The sequence below is a fragment of the Methylobacterium sp. CM6246 genome (genome assembly GCF_054818005.1).
Genome location: NZ_JBTXKY010000001.1, coordinates 2,500,549 through 2,520,307 on the forward strand (window position 1 = coordinate 2,500,549; position 19,759 = coordinate 2,520,307).

Genomic DNA, 19,759 nt, shown 5'->3' on the forward strand with positions numbered 1-19,759 from the left:
GACGGAAGCAAGGGAAATCGTCGGGGCGGCTCAAGCCCTCCACGGTTTCCCGCATCCGGTGTTGCAGTGCAGTAACGGAGCGTGATGCCGGCTACGTAAAAGTGCGAATGGGGCTGGCGCGGTGGGGCGGGAAGGGGTAGCCACCCGGCCGCCATCTGGAACGTCTCCACGCACGAGCCCCGCGCATGCCCCAGACTCACCAGTCAAGCCCCGCACCGCGCTTCGTGCCGGTGGCCAAGCCCCTGCCGGAGCAGATCGCCGAGGCGATCGCCTGTCGGTCGACCCCGCTCAGCCATCTGCTGCGCCTGATGTCGGCACTCAACGCGGAAGGCGGCGACGAAGCCCTGCGTCATGAACTCCGGGCGCGGATCGGAGCACCGCTCGACGCCTGAACCCGGCGCGTCCCCGGCGGCGCGTCAGCGCCGCCTGTGACGATGCTTGCGTTTGCCCGTGCGCTTCGGCGGCTGGACGGCAGCCTGGGTCGTGCGGGCCATGCAGGCAAAGTAGATCTGCCGGCCGATATCCTCCAACTCCAGTCCCTGGGGATTGGGTGCGGAGAAAACCTTCGCACGCGCCTCGTTGCGGCAGGCCGCGTCTTCCGGGCTGCGGATCGGCGGCTCGGCCCGGGCTGCCTCACCACCGAGGATCGTCATCAGAACCACAGCCGAAACCCATAAGGGAATCCGCATCCTGGCTTGAATACTCAACATACCGGAGCGTGTTCCTCGCTGGACAGAAACGCCGAGATAGTGCGGATCGTCCTCCCGTGAAGCTTCGTCAGACTGCTGGTTCCGGCGAGATGGCCGTCAGGCAGCACCGCCTGTGCGTCGGGCGCAGTCTGCGCCCGACGTGTCAGGGCACGACCCACAGGCAGCGGCTGGATCCCGTAATCGTCATGCACTCGTAGGGTGCGCCACCGATCAGCGCCCGCTGCTCCACAGGGCCGATTTCCCCGCGTGGGATCCGGCGGCATCCCGGCTCCGGCGCCTCACGGGCCGGCCCGCTGGCGGCATCGATCCGGCGTGTGGCGATCAGCGTATCGCAGGCCGTGACCGTGGATGGATCCTGCGCGGCGGCATAATCCGATCCCAAGAGGACGAACGGCAGCGCCGCCAACAGGGTTCGAGACCGCATCGCTTCCTCGCCATTCGCGTCATGCTCAGGGGCATCCGATCATCTCGCGCACGCGCGTGACGACGGCGGCTTTCAACACGGATCGGCGCGTGATGGTTGCCGCGCATCCGACCGACGCCGGCCGTACCAGCGATCGCGCCACCGGGCCGACGGCTGAACCGACGCCCGGTCGGGCTCCGAGCGCGTTGCGCAGCCGGGGCGAGCGGTCCGGCAGATCTCATTCCCGGATACGGCAACGCCGCCCGCCTGGGGGCGGACGGCGTTCGAGCGCTTTAATACGGGTGCGTGCCGCGCTCGGCGACGCGGGTCAGCGCTTGGCTTTGGCCTTGCGGGCGGCGTAGCGGGCGTCGCGCTGCGCCTTCTTCAATGCGAGTTCGGCAGACTTGCGCTCTTGCGCGGCAGCGAGTTCGGCGGCTTCGCGGGCGAGCCGGGCAGAGAGCTCGGCCTCCTCGCGCAGACGCTTCTCTTCGGCAGCCTTCCGCTCGGCGGCGATCCGGGCGGTCTCGCGCTCGCGCGCGCGTTCCTCACGAGCCTGGGCGATCTCGGCCCGGGCCTTCGCCTTGGCGATGACCTCGGGGGCGTCGGCCGGCGGACGGGCCTTGAACTTGGCCAGCAGTGCGGCCTTGGCGCTCTGCGAATGCTGGCGACGGTCGTCGAAATTCCGGTAGTCGAATGCGCTCATCTGACCTTTCTCGGTTGGGTACGTCACGCGTTTCGCGGGGACGACCGGCTGAACCGGCCACGTACTGAGACTACGGGTTCCAGAACCGTCCCCGGGCCCCGGAACCGCACCGATCCATCGGCGCTGCCGATGGTCCGACCCGAGCGCTCGGCTCACGCAGGAGCGCTCGGGTCGGACCATGTCTGAAAAAGCGGGACAGCCCTTAGACCGTGCTCCCCCGAGGACGCAATCGCGTCTGCGTGCTGAGGTCGCCGGCTAGACGACAATCCAGGTGAACTTAGTAAAAGTTTGTCCGGGCGATGCCCAAAAGCCTCAAACCGACTCAACGATCGCGAGCGGAGTTTCGTCGGTCGCCGGGTGGGACGAGCCGGAGGCTCGATCTAATGCGAACGAGGTAGGTCGCGCCCGCCGATCCGGCAAGACCGGGGGCCCGGCACGATTGCCGCAGACCGGCGGGGCAGCGCCTCCCGTCTCCCGGAAGGCGGGGCCTACCGCGACTCGCCACGGGCTTCCCCGTGGCGCATCCTGGGTTTTGGCCCGCTCGGATGGTGGCGTCCGGCGGCGCCGCGTCCGGGGACGGACACGCGGACGCGTGGGCACGAGGAGTCGCGATGCGTACCCTGATCCTGTCCGACATCACGGCCAAGGCGTTCGCGCCCTACGGCGAGATCCTGGATGACCCCGCCACCCCGCCCCGGCAGGACCAGGCCGGGCAGATGCAGAACACCCGGCAAGCGGCGCGCGCCAACCTCGCGCTGGTGCGGAGCGAGCCGATATCCGGCCTGATGCCGCTGCGTCGCCTCGAGCGGCATCTGCATTCCAACCAGGCCTTCCTGCCGCTCTCGGTGGACTCCTACGCCGTCATCGTGGCCCCCGATCGCGACGGCCGCCCCGACGAATCCGGGATCCTCGGCTTCCGTGTGCCGGGCCATTTCGGGATCAATTACCGCGCGGGAACCTGGCACGCACACATGATGACACTCGACGAGCCCGGCTGTTTCGCCATGCTGGTCCACGAGGACGGTACCGAAACGGATTGCAGCTTCGCCACGATCGCGCCCATGACGATCTCGCTGCGCTAATCTGCCCAGAAATTATGCACCGATCGTCGCGTCCTGGAACCACTCCGGGGTAACGACGACAGATGCCCGATAATTGTGCATCGCGCGCAGATCGGGGCTTGGCCGGCGACCCGGCACGATGCCTGCACCGCCGGGAAGCCGGCGCCTGAATACCGGTGTGAGGAACGCGATGCCTGAGACACTCCCTCCGTTCGACCCGGACACATACGCTGCGGTGGCTGCGCCGCTTCTCGGCCTCGCGATCGATCCGGCCTGGGTGCTGCCGATCACGTTGAACCTGCGCGTCCTGGCCTCCGCCGCCGAACTGGTGGCGGGCTTTCCGCTCCCCGACGAGGTTGAGGCTGCGCCGAGGTTCGAGGCATGAGCGCGCCGACGCCGTCCGATGCCGCGACCATCGCCGCCGCGATCACGCTGGGCCGTTCGACCGCCCGCGCCACTGTGGCGGCCACATTGGAGCGGATTGCCGGGATCGATGGGCGCGTCGGCGCCTTCACGGATGTGCTGCCCGAGCGGGCGCTGGCACGGGCCGAGGCGCTCGATGCCGCCCTTGCGCGCGGCGAGCCTGCGGGTCCGCTCGCCGGCGTGCCCTTCGCGGTGAAGAACCTGATCGACGTCACCGGTCTACCGACCCGCGCCGGCTCGAAGATCAACCGGGATCGCCCGCCGGCCGCGCGCGACGGCGCGGTGGTGCGGCGCCTGGAGGCGGCCGGGGCGATCCTGGTCGGCGCGCTCAACATGGGCGAATACGCCTACGACTTCACCGGCGAGAACGTCCACGACGGCGACGCCCACAATCCCCACGCCCTCGACCACATGACCGGCGGTTCCTCCGGTGGGTCGGGCGCGGCCGTGGCGGCCGGGCTGGTGCCGCTGACGCTGGGCTCGGACACCAACGGCTCGATCCGGGTGCCCGCCGCGTTCTGCGGCTGCTTCGGGATGAAGCCGACCTACGGGCGGATCAGCCGGGCCGGCAGCTTCCCGTTCGTGGGCAGCCTCGACCATCTCGGCCCGATGGCCCGGAGCGTCGCGGACCTCGCCCTGGCCTACGACGCGATGCAGGGGCCCGACCCGGACGATCCGGTGGCCACGACCCGGGCGCCCGAGCCTGCGTATCCCGGCCTGGAAACCGGCATCGGCGGCCTGCGCATCGCGGTGGCCGGCGGCTACTTCGCCCGCAACGGGCATCCGGAGGCGTTCGCGGCCGTCGCCCGCGTCGCGGAGGCCCTGGGGGCGAGCCGCACGGTCGAGCTCCCGGAGGCCCAGCGCGCCCGGGCGGCGGCCTACCTGATCACGGCGGCCGAGGGCGCAACCCTCCACCTCGACCGCCTGCGCACCCGGCCGCAGGATTTCGACCCGGCCGTGCGCGACCGCCTGATCGCGGGTGCGATGATCCCGGCGCCCTTCGTCGAGCGGGCACAGCGCTTCCGCCGCTGGTACCGCGAAGCCGTGCTGGACCTGTTCGGCGGCGTCGACGTGATCCTGGCGCCGGCCACCCCCTGCCGGGCTCCGAAGGGCGGCCTGACCCACTTCGTGCTCGACGGCGTGACCCTGCCGATCCGGGCCAACATCGGCGTGTTCACGCAGCCGATCTCTTTCATCGGCCTGCCCGTGGTGGCCGTTCCGGTCAGGATCGATGCCGGGCTGCCGCTCGGGGTCCAGGTGATCGCAGCCCCCTGGCGCGAGGACTTGGCCCTCCGGGTCGCGCGCCAGCTCGAACGGGATGGGATCTGCACGGCCCCGGTGGTGGAGATCGCCTGATGATTATCGACGATCCCGCCGTGAAAGCCGAAGTCGAGGCCTCGTTCCGGACCTACGAGACGGCGCTGACCACCAACGACGTCGCCACCCTGGAGGCGCTCTTCCGGGACGATCCTCGCACGATCCGCTACGGCGCCGGGGAGAATCTCTACGGGATGGACGCGATCCGGGCGTTCCGGCGGGCACGCTCGCCATTGGGCCTCGAGCGGGTGCTCGCCGAGACGGTGATCACGACCTACGGCCGCGACTTCGCCACCGCCATGACCCTGTTCACCCGGGACAACGCCCCCGGGAGGACCGGCCGCCAGAGCCAGACCTGGGTGCGGTTTCCGGAGGGATGGCGGGTGGTCGCCGCCCACGTGAGCCTCATCGAAACCCCATAGGATCGACGGGTCGGCGCAGGGTCCGGGGGCGAGTGGCCGCGGGCTTGCATACGGTCGGACGTATTCCGGGCCCGCCCTCCCGGACCAACGTGAGTGTCCGATCCGACATGCTGTCTCGTCTGAAAACCTTCGGCGCCCGTGCGGCGCTCGCCGGCGCCCTGGCACTCACCGTCAGCACCGCCGCCCTCGCACAGGGAACGCTGCGGATCGGGATGACCGCATCGGACATCCCGCTGACCACCGGCCAGACCGACAATGGCGGCGAGGGCATGCGGTTCCTGGGCTACACGGTCTATGACGGCCTGATTAACTGGGATCTGTCGAGCGCCGAACTCGCCTCCGACCTCGTGCCAGGCCTCGCGACTAGCTGGGCGGTCGACGCCACCGACAAGACCAAGTGGACTTTCAAGCTGCGGCCGGGGGTGAAATTCCACGACGGCTCCGACTTCAACGCCGACGCCGTGGTGTGGAACCTCGACAAGCTCCTGAAGGCCGACGCGCCGCAATACGATCCGCGCCAATCCGCGCAGGGCAAGACCCGCATTCCGGCGGTCGCCTCCTACAAGGTGGTGGACCCGCTGACGGTCGAGATCGTCACCAAGGCCCCGGACGCGACGCTGCCCTACCAGATCGCCTGGATCATGATGTCCTCCCCGGCACAGTGGGAGAAGGTCGGCAAGTCCTGGGACGCCTTCGCCAAGCAGCCCTCCGGGACCGGTCCGTGGAAGCTCACGCTGTTCGCCCCCCGCGAGCGCGCCGAGATGGTGCCGTTCAAGGAATACTGGGACAAGGACAGGGTCCCGAAGCTCGACAAGCTCGTGCTGGTTCCGCTGCCGGAGGCCAACGCCCGGGTCGCGGCGCTCCGCTCCGGCCAGGTCGACTGGATCGAGGCGCCCGCGCCGGACGCCGTGGCCTCGCTCAAGGGTGCCGGCTTCACCATCGTCACCAACGCCTATCCGCACAACTGGACCTGGCACCTGTCCCGGGTCGAGGGCTCGCCCTGGAACGACACCCGGGTCCGCAAGGCGGCCAACCTCGCCATCGACCGCGACGGCCTGAAGGAGCTGCTCGGCGGCCTCGCGATCCCGGCCAAGGGCTTCATGCCGCCCGGCCACCAGTGGTTCGGCCACCCGACCTTCGACGTTAAGTACGATCCGGAGGCCGCCAAGAAGCTGATGGCCGAGGCCGGCTACAGCCCGGCCAAGCCCCTGAAGCTGAAGGTCGCAATTTCGGCCTCGGGCTCGGGCCAGATGCAGCCGCTGCCGATGAACGAGTTCGTCCAGCAGAACCTCTCCGAGGTCGGCATCCAGGTCGACTACGAGGTGGTCGAGTGGAACACGCTTATCAACATCTGGCGGGCCGGCGCCAAGGCCGATATCTCCCGCGGCGTGTCGGCGATCAACTACTCGTACTTCATCCAGGACCCGTTCACCGGGTTCATCCGCCACCTCCAGAGCAACTTCGCCCCGCCGAACGGTACGAACTGGGGCTATTACAGCGATCCGGCGATGGACAAGCTGTTCGACCAGGTGCGGACCACCTTTGACAAGGCCGCACAGACCCAGGTCCTGGAGAAGGTCCACGAGAAGTACGTGGACGACGCGCTGTTCGTCATGATCACGCACGACGTGAACCCGCGGGCGATGAGCCCGAAGGTGAAGGGCTTCGTCCAGGCCCAGAACTGGTTCCAGGATTTTTCCAAGATCACCATCGCGACGGCGGGGCGGTGACACCCGGCTCCCTCCCTCTACGGGGGAGGGGACCGAGCGGAGCGAAGCGCGAACGGGGCAGCGCGACGGTGCGGGTTTCGGCTCCCGGCATAACTTCTCCGGATGCGTCGCTGCCCTTTCCCGCCCCCTGCTGACGCAGGGGTCATCCTCCCCCGCACAGGGGGAGGGGACTTTCATCGGCCACGGCAAGGCATCCGATGCTGATCTACATCCTTAAACGACTGGTCTACGTGACGCCCGTGGCGTTCGGGGTCAGCCTGGTCTGCTTCCTGCTGGTCCATCTGGCGCCCGGCGACGCCCTGAGCGCGGTCCTGCCGGCGGATGCCACCCAGGAGACCATCGACAGCATGCGGGCCGCCTACGGGTTCGATAAGCCGCTGCCGATGCAGTACCTGATCTGGCTGTGGCACGTGCTGCACGGTGATCTCGGCACGTCCATCGCCACCGGTCGGCCGGTGCTGGGCGAAGTCACCCGGGCGGTGATCAACTCGCTGATCCTCGCCTCCGTGGCGACCCTGCTGGGCTTCACGTTCGGCACGCTGTTCGGCTTCGTCGCCGGCTACCACCGCAACTCGCTGGCCGACCGGGCGGCGTCCGCGCTCTCGGTCTTCGGCGTGAGCGTGCCGCATTACTGGCTCGGCATGGTCCTGGTGATCGTGTTCTCGGCGACCCTTGGCTGGCTGCCGCCCACCGGCGCCGGACCGGACGGCTCGGGCAACTGGCGGCCCGATTTCGACCACCTGCGCTACCTGATCCTCCCGGCGGTGACGATGTCGGTGATCCCCACCGGCATCATCGCCCGCACCGTGCGCGCGCTGGTGGCCGACATCCTGTCCCAGGACTTCGTCGAGGCCCTGCGCGCCAAGGGCATGGATGAGTTCGGCGTGTTCAAACACGTCGTGCGCAACGCCGCCCCGACCGCGCTGGCGATCATGGGCCTGCAGCTCGGCTACCTGCTCGGCGGCTCGATCCTGGTCGAGACCGTGTTCGCGTGGCCCGGCACCGGCTTCCTTCTCAACGCCGCGATCTTCCAGCGCGACCTGCCCCTGCTCCAGGGCTCGATCCTGGTGCTGGCGATGTTCTTCGTCGTCCTCAACCTGCTGGTCGACGTGATGCAGACCGCCCTCGACCCGCGCATCGAACGCGCCTGACCCGGAGGCCGATCATGACCGCACCGATCACCGCCGCCTCGATGGCCCTCGACGGCGGCGTGCTCTCCGCCAGCGAGGCCGCCCCGGAGGCCGCGTTCGTTCCGTCCCGCGGCTTCTGGGGCCATGTCGGCCACCGACTGGTGCGCGATCCCGTGGCCATGGGGGCGGGCGCCTTGATCCTCCTGGTGGTGGCCATCGCCGTCCTGGCGCCCTGGATCACCCCGATGGACCCGTACAAGGGCTCCATGCTGCGCCGCCTGAAGCATGTCGGCGACGCCACCTACTGGCTCGGCTCGGACGAACTCGGGCGCGACATGATCAGCCGGCTGATGCTGGGCTCGCGGCTGTCGCTGTTCATCGGCGTCACCCCGGTGCTGATCGCCTTCGTGATCGGCTCGAGCATCGGCATCCTGGCCGGCTATGTCGGCGGCTGGACCAACACGATCCTGATGCGCACCATCGACGTGTTCTTCGCGTTCCCGTCCGTCCTGCTGGCGATCGCGCTGTCCGGGGCGCTCGGGGCCGGCATCTTCAACTCGATCGTGTCGCTGACCTGTGTGTTCGTGCCCCAGATCGCCCGGGTCGCCGAGAGTGTCACGACGGGCATCCGCAAGCGCGACTACATCGACGCGGCGAAGCTCTCGGGGGCCTCGGCGCTGACGATCATGCGGGTGCAGGTGCTCGGCAACGTGGTCGGGCCGATCTTCGTCTACGCCACCAGCCTGATCTCGGTCTCGATGATCCTGGCCTCGGGCCTGTCGTTCCTGGGTCTCGGCGTGCGCCCGCCGGAGCCGGAATGGGGCCTGATGCTCAACACCCTGCGCACCGCGATCTACGCCAACCCGGTCGTCGCGGCCCTGCCGGGCGTGTGCATCTTCGTCGTCTCGATCGCCTTCAACCTGTTCTCGGACGGCCTGCGCGCCGCCATGGAAATCCGCCAATGACGGAGATTCGCCCGTGAGCGTCATCCCGGATGCCCCCGATCCGTTCGCCCGCGACCGCGGCGGACCCGCCCAGCCGCTCCTGTCGGTCTCGGGCCTGTACAAGCACTTCCCGGTCCGCAAGGCCGGCGGAAAGAAGCAGGTCGTGCGGGCCGTCGACGGCGTCGACTTCGACGTCCTGAAGGGCGAGACCTTAGGGATCGTCGGGGAGTCCGGCTGCGGCAAGTCCACCACCGCCAAGCTGCTGATGGGCTTGATCGAGCGCGATTCCGGCAGCCTCCTGTATGACGGTCAGGCGGTCGGCGAGCGGGCGATGCCGTGGCGCTCCTACCGCCGCCAGGTCCAGATGGTGTTCCAGGACAGCTACGCTTCGCTCAACCCGCGCATGACGGTCGAGCAGTCGATCGCCTTCGGCCCGAAGGTCAACGGCGTGCCCGGTCGAGAGGCGGTGGAGCGCGCCCGGGCCCTGCTGGCCCGGGTCGGCCTCGAGCCGAAGCGCTTTGCCGGCCGCTATCCGCACGAGATCTCGGGCGGCCAGCGGCAGCGGGTCAACATCGCCCGGTCGCTCGCCCTGGAGCCGCGGCTGGTTCTGCTGGACGAGGCGGTCTCGGCGCTCGACAAGTCCGTGGAGGCGCAGGTGCTGAACCTCCTCCTCGACCTGAAATCCGAGTTCGGCCTCACCTACATCTTCATCAGCCACGACCTGAACGTCGTCCGCTTCATCTCCGATCGGGTGATGGTGATGTATCTCGGCCGGGTCTCCGAGATCGGCCCGTCCGACACGGTGCTGGACGCCCCGGCCCACCCCTACACCGAGGCGCTGCTGGCCTCGATGCCGTCGCTGGACCCGGACAACCGCACGCAGACGGCACTCCTGCAGGGCGATCCGCCGAACCCGATCGATCCGCCCCTCGGCTGCCGGTTCCACCCCCGTTGCAGCTTGGCCGAGCCGATCTGCAGCGAGAAGGAGCCGCCCCTCGATAAGGTCGATCCGCTGCATCGGGTCTCGTGTCTCGCCCGCCAGCCCGGCTCCGGCCATTCCGCCGCCCCGGCCCGGGCGCTGGCGGCATGAGCGCCCCGATGTCGAACCCCGAACCCGCCGTCACCCTCGAGAACCTGCGCGTCGCCTTCGGCAAGGTGCAGGTCGTGGACGGCGTCGACCTCACCGTGGAGCGCGGTCAGGCGATGGCGCTGATCGGCGAGTCCGGCTCGGGCAAGAGCGTGACCCTGCGGGCGATCCTGCGCCTGTTCCACGAGGGGCGCAGCCGGATCGAGGGCAAGATCCTGGCAGCCGGCCGGGACGTGCAGGCGCTCAGCAAGCGCCAGCTCGCCGACTTCCGCGGCGGCGACGTCTCGATGATCTTCCAGGAGCCGCTGCTCGCCTTCGACCCGGTCTACACGGTGGGCCGGCAGATCACCGAGGCGATCCGGCGCCACGAGACGATCACGAAGGACGATGCCCGCAAGCGCGCGCTCGCCCTGTTCGAGCGCGTGCGGATCCCGAGTCCGGAGCGGCGGCTGGACAACTACCCGCACGAGATGTCGGGCGGCATGCGCCAACGCGCCATGATCGCGCTCGCGCTCGCGTGCCGGCCGCAGGTGCTGCTGGCCGACGAGCCGACCACCGCGCTCGACGCCACCGTGCAGATCCAGGTGCTGCTGCTCCTGCGCGAATTGCAGCGTGACCTCGGCCTGTCGATCATCATCGTGACCCACGATCTCGGCGCGGCCGTCGAGGTCGCCGACCGGATCGCCGTGATGTACGCGGGCAAGATCGTCGAGACCGGGACCGCGCATCAGGTCGTGCTCGATCCGCATCATCCCTACACGATCGGCCTGCTGCGCAGCCGGGCGGAGGGTGCGCTGGCGAAGGGCTCCCGGCTGCAGACCATCCCGGGGAGCCCGCCGGACCTCGCCAACCGGCCGCCGGGCTGCCCGTTCGCGCCGCGCTGCTTCCTAGCCGCGGAGCAGTGCCGCCGGGAGATGCCCCCGGTCGCCGAGATCGCCCCCGGTCACAAGGTGGCCTGCTGGCGGACCGACGAGGCCGCGGCGGCCTACCGGGCGGGACCGACGCCCGTGCGTGCGGCCGAGCTTGTCCCGGCCTGACCCCCGGGGATCGACGCATCCGCGCGAAGGCTTTATCCGGCATCGCGCGGCTTTCAGGCGGCGGATCACCGTGCGACCGGCCGCCCGAGCATCGCGATGAGCCCATCCCCCTCCGAGATCGTCCTGGTCCCCCGCGGGGAGGCCGGCCATTTCCTGCCGGCGGCTTTGGGCTGGCTGGGGAAGCGGATCAGCGTCACGGCCCATCCGGGCGCGGCCAACCACGTGCTCTGCCTGCCGGTGCTCGATTTCGTCCGCCTCGGCTTCCCGGACCTGAACGGGCGGCTCGATCTGCTGGAGCCGGGCGATGCCGAGAACCTGCGGTCCGGCCGGGCGGCCCTGCTCCTCGACCTGTCGAACGAGGGGCCGGGGCTGCACGCGCCCACCTTCGAGGCGCTCCACCGCAACCTCGAGGGCCTCGGGATCCCCCGGGAGCGGGTCACCCTGGTCACCCAGAACCGGCTGCTGCGGCTGGATTACGAGCGGCTCTACGGCGAGGGCCTGCGGTTCTGGACCTTCGATTTCTTCCCGCTCCAGGTCGCGCTCTGGCTAGACGCGGAGGCAGGCCCGAGACTCTTCCCGCAGCATCCGCTCGACCGGGCCGGCTACGCACCGCTCACCCAGGACACCGGCCCCGCCCGGTTCCTGTGCCAGAACGCGGCCCTGCGCTGGCACCGGATGCTGCTCTACCGCTGGTTCCAGCTCAACGGCCTGGACCGCGACGGCCTGATCTCGTTCCACGGGATCGGCGCCGACAACCCGAAGGCGGGCGGCATCGACGTCTTCCACGCGCCGCCGGAGATCGCCGCGGCCTTCGGGCCGCTGCTGGCCGATGTCGGCACCTGGATCCCCCGGCAGGCCCGGCGGATCGACACCCCGGCCCCCGGTGGCGACATGGTCCTGACCCTCGATACCCGGGCCTACGCCGCCAGCGACCTCACAATCATCTCCGAAACGGATTTCTTCGAGCTGGGCGTCGAGCGCATCACGGAGAAATCGCTGAAGGCCGCCGCGATGGGCGTGCCGTTCGTGACGGTGGGCGCACCGCGGGCCGTCGCGCTCCTGTCGGAACTCGGCTTCCAGACCTTCGGCGGCCTGATCGACCACCATTACGACGTGATCGCCGACCCGATCGAGCGGCTGCCCCAGGTGTTCCAGTCGATCACGGCGGCCTGGGACGCGTGCACGCGCGACCGCGCCGCCTGGCATCGCCGGGCACGCGAGCAAGCCGAGACGAACGTCGCGCATGCGCGCCACGGGCTGCTCCGGCAGCTCGACCGGGTGATGGTGGCGCCGCTGGTGGAGCGCCTAGCCCGGTTCATGGAAACGGGCGCGCTCGTGCACTGACCCGCGCCCCGCCGTGACCGCCGACCTTCCGACTGCGCCCGCGCGCTGCTCCGCTTGCGACCGGGGCCTGTACGTTCCGGTGCGGTTCTGCCCGTTCTGCGGCGCCGAGCAGCGCCGCCCGAAGGCCCAATCGCCGATCCCCCCTTCGCCACCGCCGCCACCGCCGCCGCCGCCGCCAGCGGTGCACGAGGCGCCGCTGGCGAAGATCCCCCCGGAACCTGCGCCGCCGGAGGAATCGTCTCAGCCGCCGGCCAAGCCGGACCCGGCGCCTTCGAAACCGGTCTGGACGGTACGCCGGGCCCCGCGTCGGCCCGGGAGACTCGTCCGCCTCCGCCAGGTCGTCCTGGCACTCGCGGCGATCATCGGTCTCGCGGCCCTCGCGCTGGCGCGCCGCGACGTCGTCCCGGCTCCGACACGCATCGAGGTCGGCTCGGCCTGGACCAGTGTGGCGCTGAAGTCGTTCCGGGCCGTCCCGCTGCTGCGCCTGACCGCGGACGGCGCGTTCAGCCTGCGGCTCGACGGCGAGCGCGTGCAACGCGTCAGCCCAACGAGCGGCGCGACCGTCCGACCCAAGACCCTCCGGAGCCTGGAGCTGCGCGCCGGCCGCGGCCCGATCACCGTGACGCTGACGCCGCGGGGCGAGTGACGGGACGGGCCACGCGCCCGTCTTACCGGGCGGCCCGCAAGGTCTCGGCCAAGCGCCGCAACGCCGGCTCGATCGCCCGTTCCGGCACAGCCGCGTATCCGAGCAGCAGCCCGGTCTCGGACTTGCCGACATGGTAGGCCGAGAGCGCGACCGTCGAGATCCCGGCTCCGTCGAGCCGCGCGGCGGCTTCGGCATCGCCGAGTGCCGCCGGCCAGCCCGGACCGGGCCGCGCGATGAGGTGCATCCCGCCCTCCATGGCGGCGACCGAGACCACGTCGGCGGCATGGCGGTGGGCCGCCTCGACCAGGGCTTCCTGGCGCAGGGCGTAGAGCCGCCGAGTCCGCCGCAGGTGGCCGGCGAGATGCCCTTCCTCGATGAAGCGCGCCAGCGCCCATTGGCCGATACCCGGGGGTGCCGGGCCGGTCTCGGCGAGCGCCTGATGCACCGGCGCCACGAGCCCCCGCGGCAGGACCAGGTAGCTGAGGCCAAGCGCGGGCAGCAGCAGCTTGGAAAAGCTGCCGACGTAGATCACCCGTCCGCCACGATCGAGCGCCCGCAGCGGCGCCAACGGCCGCCCCGCATACCGGTAGGCGCCGTCGTAATCGTCCTCGACGATCCAGCCTGATACGGATTCTGCCCAGGCCAGGAGGTCGAGGCGGTTCTCCAAGCTCATGGCGTGGCCCAGCGGGTAATGCTGCGCCGGCGTCACCACGGCGAGGCGTGCACCCTGCAGGTGCGGCCCGGCGGCGCTCACCGATAGCCCACCCGGTCCGACCGGGATCGGCACCGGAACCAGGCCGCCGCTCGCGAGGGCCAGGGCGATACCGGGGAAGCCCGGCTCTTCCACGAGGGCCCGCTCCCCGGGATCGAGCAGCAGCTCGGCCAGCAGGCGCAGGCTCTGGCGGATGCCTGCCGTGACGATCACGTCGTGGGCCTCGCAGGCCACGCCCCGCGCCTGCGCCAGATAGGCCGCGATGGAAGCCCGGAGCGCCAGTGAGCCGCGGGGATCGGGCCGCTCGGCCGGTCCGTGACGCCACTCGGCCTGGAGCAGCCGCGCCCAGACCGCGTACGGGAACGCATCCAGCGCGGGCCGGCCCAGCGCGAAGGCGTCGGGCACGCCGGGACCGGCCATGAACCGGCGGGCCGGCGCCGCGATCAGACGGCCGCCCCGCCGCGACAGGTTCGGAGCGGCCGCAAGAGCCGGCCGTGCCGTCCCATCCGGCCGCGGCAGGGTGTCGTCCGGGAGGGTCGCGGCGACCCGGGTGGCCGACCCGGTCCGCGCTGTGAGGTAACCCTCGGCGATCAGCTGCTCCAGGGCGAGGACCACGGTGCCGCGGGCGCAGCCGAGATCGGCGGCCATCATGCGCGACGCGGGCAGCCGGGTTCCACGCGGCAGGCGGCGGTCGAGGATCGCCCCGCGCAACCCCTCGCGCAGCTGGACGTGCAGGGGTGTCGGCGACGCTGGATCGAGGCTGACGGGCAGCGGCAGCGGGTCCCGGGCCATGGCGACAAGCGGTCCAGTCGTATTTCGGAAACCGGACCTTTCGCCTGGTCCGCCATACGGTCAAGCAGGAGGCCGCAACAGGGACCGGGCTCGATGTACCAGCCGCCACACTTCCGGGATGACACGCGCACGGCGCAGCACGGGCTGATCCGGACCTATCCGCTCGGCCTGCTGATCACCGGCGGCGCGGACGGCCTGATCGCCAACCTGATCCCGTTCCTGCTGGACGAGACGGGCGCGCACGGCACCTTGCGCGCCCATCTCGCCCGCGCCAACCCGCAATGGCAGGCGCTCGCCGAGGCGCAGGACTGCCTCGTCGTGTTCCAGGGACCACAGGGCTACGTCACCCCGGACTGGTACGCGAGCAAGCGGGAACACGGGCGGGTGGTGCCGACCTGGAATTACGCCACGGTCCACGTCTGGGGGCGGGCGCGGGTGATTGAGGATGCGGACTGGCTCCGGCGCCAGATCGTCGACCTCACCGCCCTGCGCGAGGCGCCGCGCGCCGCGCCCTGGGCGGTGGACGACGCGCCCGCGCCGTTCGTAGCGGCCCAGATGAGGGCCATCGTCGGCATCGAGATTCCGATCAGCCGCATCGAGGGGAAATGGAAGATGAGCCAGAACAGATCGGAGGCCGATCGGGCCGGGGTGATCGCCGGGATGCGGGCGGATGGCGAGGCCGCCCTGGCGGAGATCGTCGCCGAGCGGAGCGGATCATGACCGACCACCGCCTCAACGCCTTCGACCAGCCGATCGGCCCCGACCTTCCGGACTGGACCCCGCGTCCGCGCCCGCCGCGGACGCCCATGGAGGGCCGGACTTGCCGTGTCGTGCCGCTGGATGCCGAAGCGCATGCCGCGGGGTTGTTCGCCGCCTACAGCGCGGCCCCGGACGTCCGCGGTTGGACCTACCTGCCCGACGAGATGCCCGAGAGTGAAGCGGCGTTTCGCGCACGGATCGATGCGAGAGCGGCGAGCGAGGACCCGCTGTTCCACGCCGTCCTCGACCGGGCGACCGGAGCGCCGCTGGGGATCACCGCCTACCTGCGGATCGATCCGGGCAACGGCGTCATCGAGGTCGGCCATCTGCATTTCGGCCCGAGCCTTCAGCGTTCTCCCGCGTCCACCGAGGCGATGGCGCTGATGATGGCCCGGGCCTTCGACGACCTCGGCTACCGCCGATACGAGTGGAAATGCGACAGCCTCAACGTCCCGTCCCGGGCGGCTGCGCTCCGCCTGGGCTTCACCTTCGAGGGCCTCTTCCGCAACGCGGTCGTCGTGAAGGGCCGCTCCCGCGACACGGCGTGGTTCTCGATCACCGATGCCGAGTGGCCGCGCATCCGCGCCGGCTTAGCGGCGTGGCTCGACCCGGCGAACTTCGACGCCGAGGGCCGGCAGCGCCGCGGGCTGGCGGAGCTGCGCACCGGCACCGGCTGATCGTCTCAGCGTCCGGCGGCCAAGAACGCCTCCGCGGTGCGCAAGCTCAGCGCCATGATGGTCAAGGCCGGGTTCGCGGCGAGGGAACTCGGGAAGGTCGAGCCGTCGCAGATCCAGAGGTTGTCGATGTCAAAGCTGCGGCCGACCGGATCGACCACGGCGCTCGACCCGTCGCGCCCCATCCGGCAGGTGCCGATCGTGTGGGCGACGCGCTCCATCACCCAGATGTCCTCGGCGCCCGCCGCCGCCCAGAGGTCGCGCATCACCTTGGTGGCGTGCGCGTTGAGGCGTTCCTCGTTGCGACTGTAGCCGAAGCTGATCTGCGCCTTGCGCATCCCGCGCGCGTCGGTCTCGTCGGACAGGGTGAGCACGTTCGCGTCGCAGGGCAGCGTCTCGCCGTTGATGCCGATGCCGGCAAGGTGATTGTAGCGGTCGAGGTAATCGAGCAGCGGCTTGCCCCACAATCCGCGGCCGCGCGCCACCGCGTTGCCGAAGGTCAGCGGCACCACACCGAGGCTCTGGATCAGGTAGCCGCCGGCGAAGTCGGCACCGGCCCGGATGAAGTCCTCCGTGATCAGCGACGAGGGGTAGCCGCGGTTCATCCGCACCTCGTTGGCGAAGGTGCCCCAGACCTGGGTGGCGACGTGGCCCATGTAGTTGCGGCCGACCTGATCGCTGGAGTTGGCAAGCCCGAGATGCAGCAGCAGCCGCGGCGTCTCGACGGCACCGGCACAGAGGAACACCGCCCCGCAGCTTTGGCGCCGTTCCTGACCGTCCTGCGTGTAGACCACTGCGGTGACCCGGCCATCGACGCCGCGCTCGAGTCCATGCACGAAGGCGCCCGCCCTGATCTCCGCCCCGTGCGTGACGGCCAGGGGCAGGTAGGTGACGTCCATGCTGGTCTTGGCGCCGTTGCGGCAGCCCTGGTGGCAGAAGCCGCAATTGATGCAGGCGTTGCGCCGGGGTCCGCCCTCGGATTCGAAATCGCGCGAGACCACCGCCGCGGGCGCGTCGGCCCAGCGGATCCCCAGCGTATCGCAGGCTCCGGCCATGATCTGTGCCGGGCCGTTGCGCGGCACCGGGGGCAGCGGATAGCGCCGGTCGGGATCCCAGGGATACGATTGCGGCCCCGAGACGCCGATGAAGCGCTCGACCCGTTCGTAGAACGGCACCAGCTCGTCGTAGTCGAGCGGCCAGTCGACGCCCTCGCCGCTCTCGGTGTGAAGCCGGAGGTCGCGGGCATCGGCCCGGGGCACGAAGGCGCCCCAATGGAGCGTCGAGCCGCCGACGCCGGTGCCGCTGTTGTTGGCCCCGAACGCCTCCGGCGTGGAACCGCCGCTGAGACGCTCCTCGGTCCAGTAGATCTCGTCGGCCAGCGTCTCGTCGAAGGCGAACTGCTCGGGGGTGAAGTTGGGTCCGGCCTCCAGGGCCACGACCTTGAGGCCTGCCGCAGCCAGCCGGGCGAGGAGCGGCGCGCCGCCGGCCCCGGTCCCGACGATGACCGCATCGACGGTCTCATCCGTGCGGTAGGTCCGCATCCCGTCGAGGTTCATCGGACCATCTCCCCTTGCGCGGGCCGGATTTCCCAGGATTCCGCCCGATCGAGCCCGACCTCGTGGAAGCCCGGCAACCCGTCTGCGATCGGGCCCGGCCGGTCGCCGCCGGCACCGATCCCCGAAAAGCCGACACGGGCCAGGGCCGCCGGATGGGCGAGCCACAGGCGCACCGCGTCGGCGCGCAGGTCCTCGAACCAGAACCGCATCCGGTCGCCGTCCAGCCGGCCGCCGAGGGAGTCCGGCACCGCCAGATCGGCGCGCTCGGCCAACGTCAGCAACGCGTCCTGGTCTCGCGCCTCCAGGGCGACGAACGGACGGCCGTAGGCGGCGCGCGAGGCGGCGTCGAGGGTGCGCAGACCGGCGCGATACGCCTCCGGATCCGGCGGCAGGGCCACGAACCGCCAGCCGTCGCCCGACCCGGACGCCAGACGCGCATCGAGCCGGGCGGCGAGGTCGACGGTGATCTCCGGCAACACACGACCGCAGGCGGCGCGCAGGATCGCGAGTTCCACCGGGTCGAGGGCCTGAGGGGCATAGGCGGGGTCGTCGCGCTCCCCACGTGTTTCCAAGGCGCCGCGCAGGCGGCTGTTGACCCGCTCGGACGCGATCAGCGCTGCGTAGGCCGACGGTACCGGAGCAGCCCGCGTCGCCTCGGCGTTCGGGCGGTCGCGCCAGTGATCGCGCAGGCGATCCGCCATCTCCCCGGGACGCTCCAGCGGCAGAAGATGGCCGACGCCGTCCACGGTGACGACGCGATGGTGGGCGAGATGCGGCGCCATCAGCGCCCACTGCGCATCGGCGCCGAGATCGGCATCTTCGGATCCGGCCAGGATCAGCGCCGGGGTGCGCAGGACACCGATCCCGCGGCACAGATCCTCGCGCGAACCCGATTCGAGCCAAGCCTTCCAGGCCGCGGGGGCCGCCTGCAACACGTCGGCGACCGCACGCGCCCCGGTCTCCGGGTCCAAGGGGCTGCCGACATTCTCCGAGACGAAAGCCTGCGCCTCGCGCAGCCGCGTCTCCGGATCGGCATCGATCCAGGCGATCATCTTGGACCGGCGATCCTCGGGAATCGGTTCCGGGCTCGGCGGCGAGCCCGAGACCAGAATCAGGTCCGTGAGACCGTCCAGGCCCGGCTCTCCATCTTCGGATCGGCGCGCCAGGGCGAGCGCGACCTTCGCGCCCATGCTGTGGCCGGCGATCGCGAAACGCTTCGGCGCCCGGGCGCGGATCGCCGCCGCCACATGGTCCGCCATCGCATCAACGGAAAATCCCGTCCCCGCGGCGGCGTCGCCGAAGCCCGGCAGATCCACGGGCAGGCAGGCCGGCGTTCCGCCCAGCGCGCGCGAGACGGGCTCCCAGGTGCGGGCGCTGCCGCCCAGGAAATGGAGGCAGAAGAGGCTTTCAGGATCGGGCATGACGACGACATCGCGCGAGCCTGGAATGCTTCAAGCGTACGCGACGCCGCACGGCTCCGGTTGCCGCGGGGGTGGTGCGGTCCCGAACCCCGTGGGATCAAGCCCGCGGAGACTCACACGATGTCGAAGATCGATCTGGCCTGGCGGGTCGAGGAGGCCTGCCTCAACGCCTGGCCGAGCCCGCGCCAGCTCCTGGTTCACGGCTATCTGCTGCGCGCAGCCGGCGGCACCTCGAAGCGGCAGAACTCCATGAATCCGATGCGCGGCAGCGGCCGGCCCGAGCTGGCGATCCGGGCCGGAGAGGCCGTCTACGCCGCGCTCGGACGCCGGGCGATCTTCCGGATTCCGGGGATCGCGCCGCAGATGGAGCCGCTGCTGTCAGGCGGCCCTTACGCCGTCGTCGACGAGACCTGCACGCTGTTCCGGGAACTCGACGGATTCTGTGACGAGCCGGACCCGGCGGTCACGCTCGCGCGCAATCCCGATGCTGCATGGCTGGCCCTCCGGGACGCCATGAACCGGGCGGATCCCGCCGCCGCCCAGGCTTTTCGCACCACCGTCGAGGCGCTGATCCTCCCTCGGGCCTTCGCGGCCGTGGCGAACGAGGGTGAGATCGGGGGTGAGATCGGGGCCTTGGCCTTCGGCGTGTGCGACGGCGACCTGCTGGTGATCGAGTCCGTGGCGACCCCCGAGAGGCTGCGGGGACGGGGCCATGCCCGGCGGGCCGTGGGCGCGCTGCTGCGCTGGGCCCGCTCGCAGGGCGCCCGCGCGGCTTGTCTGCAGGTGGTGGCGGCCAACACGCCGGCCCGATCACTGTACCGGGGGCTGGGTTTCGAGCGGGAGCTGTACCGGTATCACTACCGGGTCGGGCCGGAGCCGGCCTGAAAC

General features: G+C 70.6%; 21 protein-coding genes. 15 read left to right on the top strand and 6 right to left on the bottom strand.

The features are described 5' to 3' along the window. Window positions 1-185: 185 nt before the first annotated feature. Window positions 186-392 (top strand): hypothetical protein, encoded by a 207-nt coding sequence (locus ACYQPG_RS12265; protein WP_147905701.1) that lies wholly within the window; start codon window positions 186-188, stop codon window positions 390-392. A 24-nt stretch (window positions 393-416) separates the two neighbouring features. Here the strand turns inward: ACYQPG_RS12265 and ACYQPG_RS12270 are convergent, their stop codons facing one another. The 3 genes from ACYQPG_RS12270 to ACYQPG_RS12280 form a co-directional block, all read right to left on the bottom strand. After that, entirely contained in the window at window positions 417-653 is a 237-nt protein-coding gene (locus tag ACYQPG_RS12270) for a hypothetical protein (RefSeq protein ID WP_461231053.1), read from the bottom strand. Between the two features lie 199 nt (window positions 654-852). Further along, window positions 853-1,134: a hypothetical protein gene (locus ACYQPG_RS12275; protein WP_147905703.1), complete on the bottom strand. Its 282-nt coding sequence runs from the start codon at window positions 1,132-1,134 to the stop codon at window positions 853-855. Window positions 1,135-1,441: 307 nt separating this feature from the next. Continuing rightward, the gene (locus tag ACYQPG_RS12280; protein ID WP_461231054.1) at window positions 1,442-1,816 is read right to left on the bottom strand and encodes a DUF6481 family protein; all 375 of its coding nucleotides are present in this window, start codon (window positions 1,814-1,816) and stop codon (window positions 1,442-1,444) included. A gap of 611 nt (window positions 1,817-2,427) precedes the next feature. On the opposite strand from ACYQPG_RS12280, the gene ACYQPG_RS12285 reads away from it, so the two are divergent. From ACYQPG_RS12285 to ACYQPG_RS12335, 11 genes are all read left to right on the top strand, one after another. Beyond that, the gene (locus ACYQPG_RS12285) at window positions 2,428-2,898 is read left to right on the top strand and encodes an ureidoglycolate lyase (protein WP_461231055.1); all 471 of its coding nucleotides are present in this window, start codon (window positions 2,428-2,430) and stop codon (window positions 2,896-2,898) included. 169 nt (window positions 2,899-3,067) lie between these two features. Then, complete coding sequence (locus tag ACYQPG_RS12290) at window positions 3,068-3,262, top strand: DUF4089 domain-containing protein (RefSeq protein ID WP_147938055.1); 195 nt, start codon at window positions 3,068-3,070, stop codon at window positions 3,260-3,262. Continuing rightward, a complete protein-coding gene (locus ACYQPG_RS12295) occupies window positions 3,259-4,656 on the top strand; it encodes an AtzE family amidohydrolase (protein ID WP_461231056.1) in 1,398 nt (465 codons plus the stop codon). The genes ACYQPG_RS12290 and ACYQPG_RS12295 overlap by 4 nt, the downstream gene beginning before the upstream one ends. Further along, complete coding sequence (gene hpxZ, locus ACYQPG_RS12300) at window positions 4,656-5,039, top strand: oxalurate catabolism protein HpxZ (RefSeq protein ID WP_461231057.1); 384 nt, start codon at window positions 4,656-4,658, stop codon at window positions 5,037-5,039. The genes ACYQPG_RS12295 and hpxZ overlap by 1 nt, the downstream gene beginning before the upstream one ends. Window positions 5,040-5,146: 107 nt before the next feature. Beyond that, window positions 5,147-6,769, top strand: a complete 1,623-nt coding sequence (locus ACYQPG_RS12305) for an ABC transporter substrate-binding protein (protein ID WP_461231058.1) — start codon at window positions 5,147-5,149, stop codon at window positions 6,767-6,769. A 197-nt stretch (window positions 6,770-6,966) separates the two neighbouring features. Further along, window positions 6,967-7,920: an ABC transporter permease gene (locus ACYQPG_RS12310; protein WP_147854882.1), complete on the top strand. Its 954-nt coding sequence runs from the start codon at window positions 6,967-6,969 to the stop codon at window positions 7,918-7,920. A 14-nt stretch (window positions 7,921-7,934) separates the two neighbouring features. After that, complete coding sequence (locus tag ACYQPG_RS12315; RefSeq protein WP_147938059.1) at window positions 7,935-8,864, top strand: ABC transporter permease; 930 nt, start codon at window positions 7,935-7,937, stop codon at window positions 8,862-8,864. A 13-nt stretch (window positions 8,865-8,877) separates the two neighbouring features. Then, window positions 8,878-9,933, top strand: a complete 1,056-nt coding sequence (locus ACYQPG_RS12320; RefSeq protein ID WP_461231059.1) for an ABC transporter ATP-binding protein — start codon at window positions 8,878-8,880, stop codon at window positions 9,931-9,933. A gap of 8 nt (window positions 9,934-9,941) precedes the next feature. Then, window positions 9,942-10,967, top strand: coding sequence for an ABC transporter ATP-binding protein (locus ACYQPG_RS12325; RefSeq protein WP_187193578.1), 1,026 nt, complete (start codon window positions 9,942-9,944; stop codon window positions 10,965-10,967). 96 nt (window positions 10,968-11,063) lie between these two features. Further along, the gene (locus ACYQPG_RS12330) at window positions 11,064-12,311 is read left to right on the top strand and encodes a hypothetical protein (protein ID WP_461231060.1); all 1,248 of its coding nucleotides are present in this window, start codon (window positions 11,064-11,066) and stop codon (window positions 12,309-12,311) included. 13 nt (window positions 12,312-12,324) lie between these two features. Further along, entirely contained in the window at window positions 12,325-12,957 is a 633-nt protein-coding gene (locus ACYQPG_RS12335) for a hypothetical protein (RefSeq protein WP_461231061.1), read from the top strand. Window positions 12,958-12,979: 22 nt separating this feature from the next. Here the strand turns inward: ACYQPG_RS12335 and pdxR are convergent, their stop codons facing one another. Next, window positions 12,980-14,461 (bottom strand): MocR-like pyridoxine biosynthesis transcription factor PdxR, encoded by a 1,482-nt coding sequence (gene pdxR / locus ACYQPG_RS12340; protein WP_461231062.1) that lies wholly within the window; start codon window positions 14,459-14,461, stop codon window positions 12,980-12,982. Window positions 14,462-14,554: 93 nt separating this feature from the next. On the opposite strand from pdxR, the gene ACYQPG_RS12345 reads away from it, so the two are divergent. Both ACYQPG_RS12345 and ACYQPG_RS12350 read left to right on the top strand, forming a co-directional pair. Then, on the top strand, window positions 14,555-15,181 hold the full coding sequence (locus ACYQPG_RS12345) for an FMN-binding negative transcriptional regulator (protein ID WP_147905716.1): 627 nt from the start codon (window positions 14,555-14,557) through the stop codon (window positions 15,179-15,181). After that, window positions 15,178-15,897: a GNAT family N-acetyltransferase gene (locus ACYQPG_RS12350; RefSeq protein ID WP_461231063.1), complete on the top strand. Its 720-nt coding sequence runs from the start codon at window positions 15,178-15,180 to the stop codon at window positions 15,895-15,897. The genes ACYQPG_RS12345 and ACYQPG_RS12350 overlap by 4 nt, the downstream gene beginning before the upstream one ends. Before the next feature lie 5 nt (window positions 15,898-15,902). Here the strand turns inward: ACYQPG_RS12350 and ACYQPG_RS12355 are convergent, their stop codons facing one another. After that, the gene (locus tag ACYQPG_RS12355) at window positions 15,903-17,450 is read right to left on the bottom strand and encodes a GMC family oxidoreductase (RefSeq protein ID WP_461231064.1); all 1,548 of its coding nucleotides are present in this window, start codon (window positions 17,448-17,450) and stop codon (window positions 15,903-15,905) included. Then, window positions 17,447-18,871, bottom strand: a complete 1,425-nt coding sequence (locus ACYQPG_RS12360) for an alpha/beta hydrolase (RefSeq protein WP_461231065.1) — start codon at window positions 18,869-18,871, stop codon at window positions 17,447-17,449. The genes ACYQPG_RS12355 and ACYQPG_RS12360 overlap by 4 nt, the downstream gene beginning before the upstream one ends. Before the next feature lie 120 nt (window positions 18,872-18,991). On the opposite strand from ACYQPG_RS12360, the gene ACYQPG_RS12365 reads away from it, so the two are divergent. After that, window positions 18,992-19,756 carry a GNAT family N-acetyltransferase gene (locus ACYQPG_RS12365; protein WP_147905720.1) on the top strand — a complete coding sequence of 255 codons (765 nt, stop codon included), beginning with the start codon at window positions 18,992-18,994 and terminating at the stop codon, window positions 19,754-19,756. Window positions 19,757-19,759 lie beyond the last annotated feature (3 nt).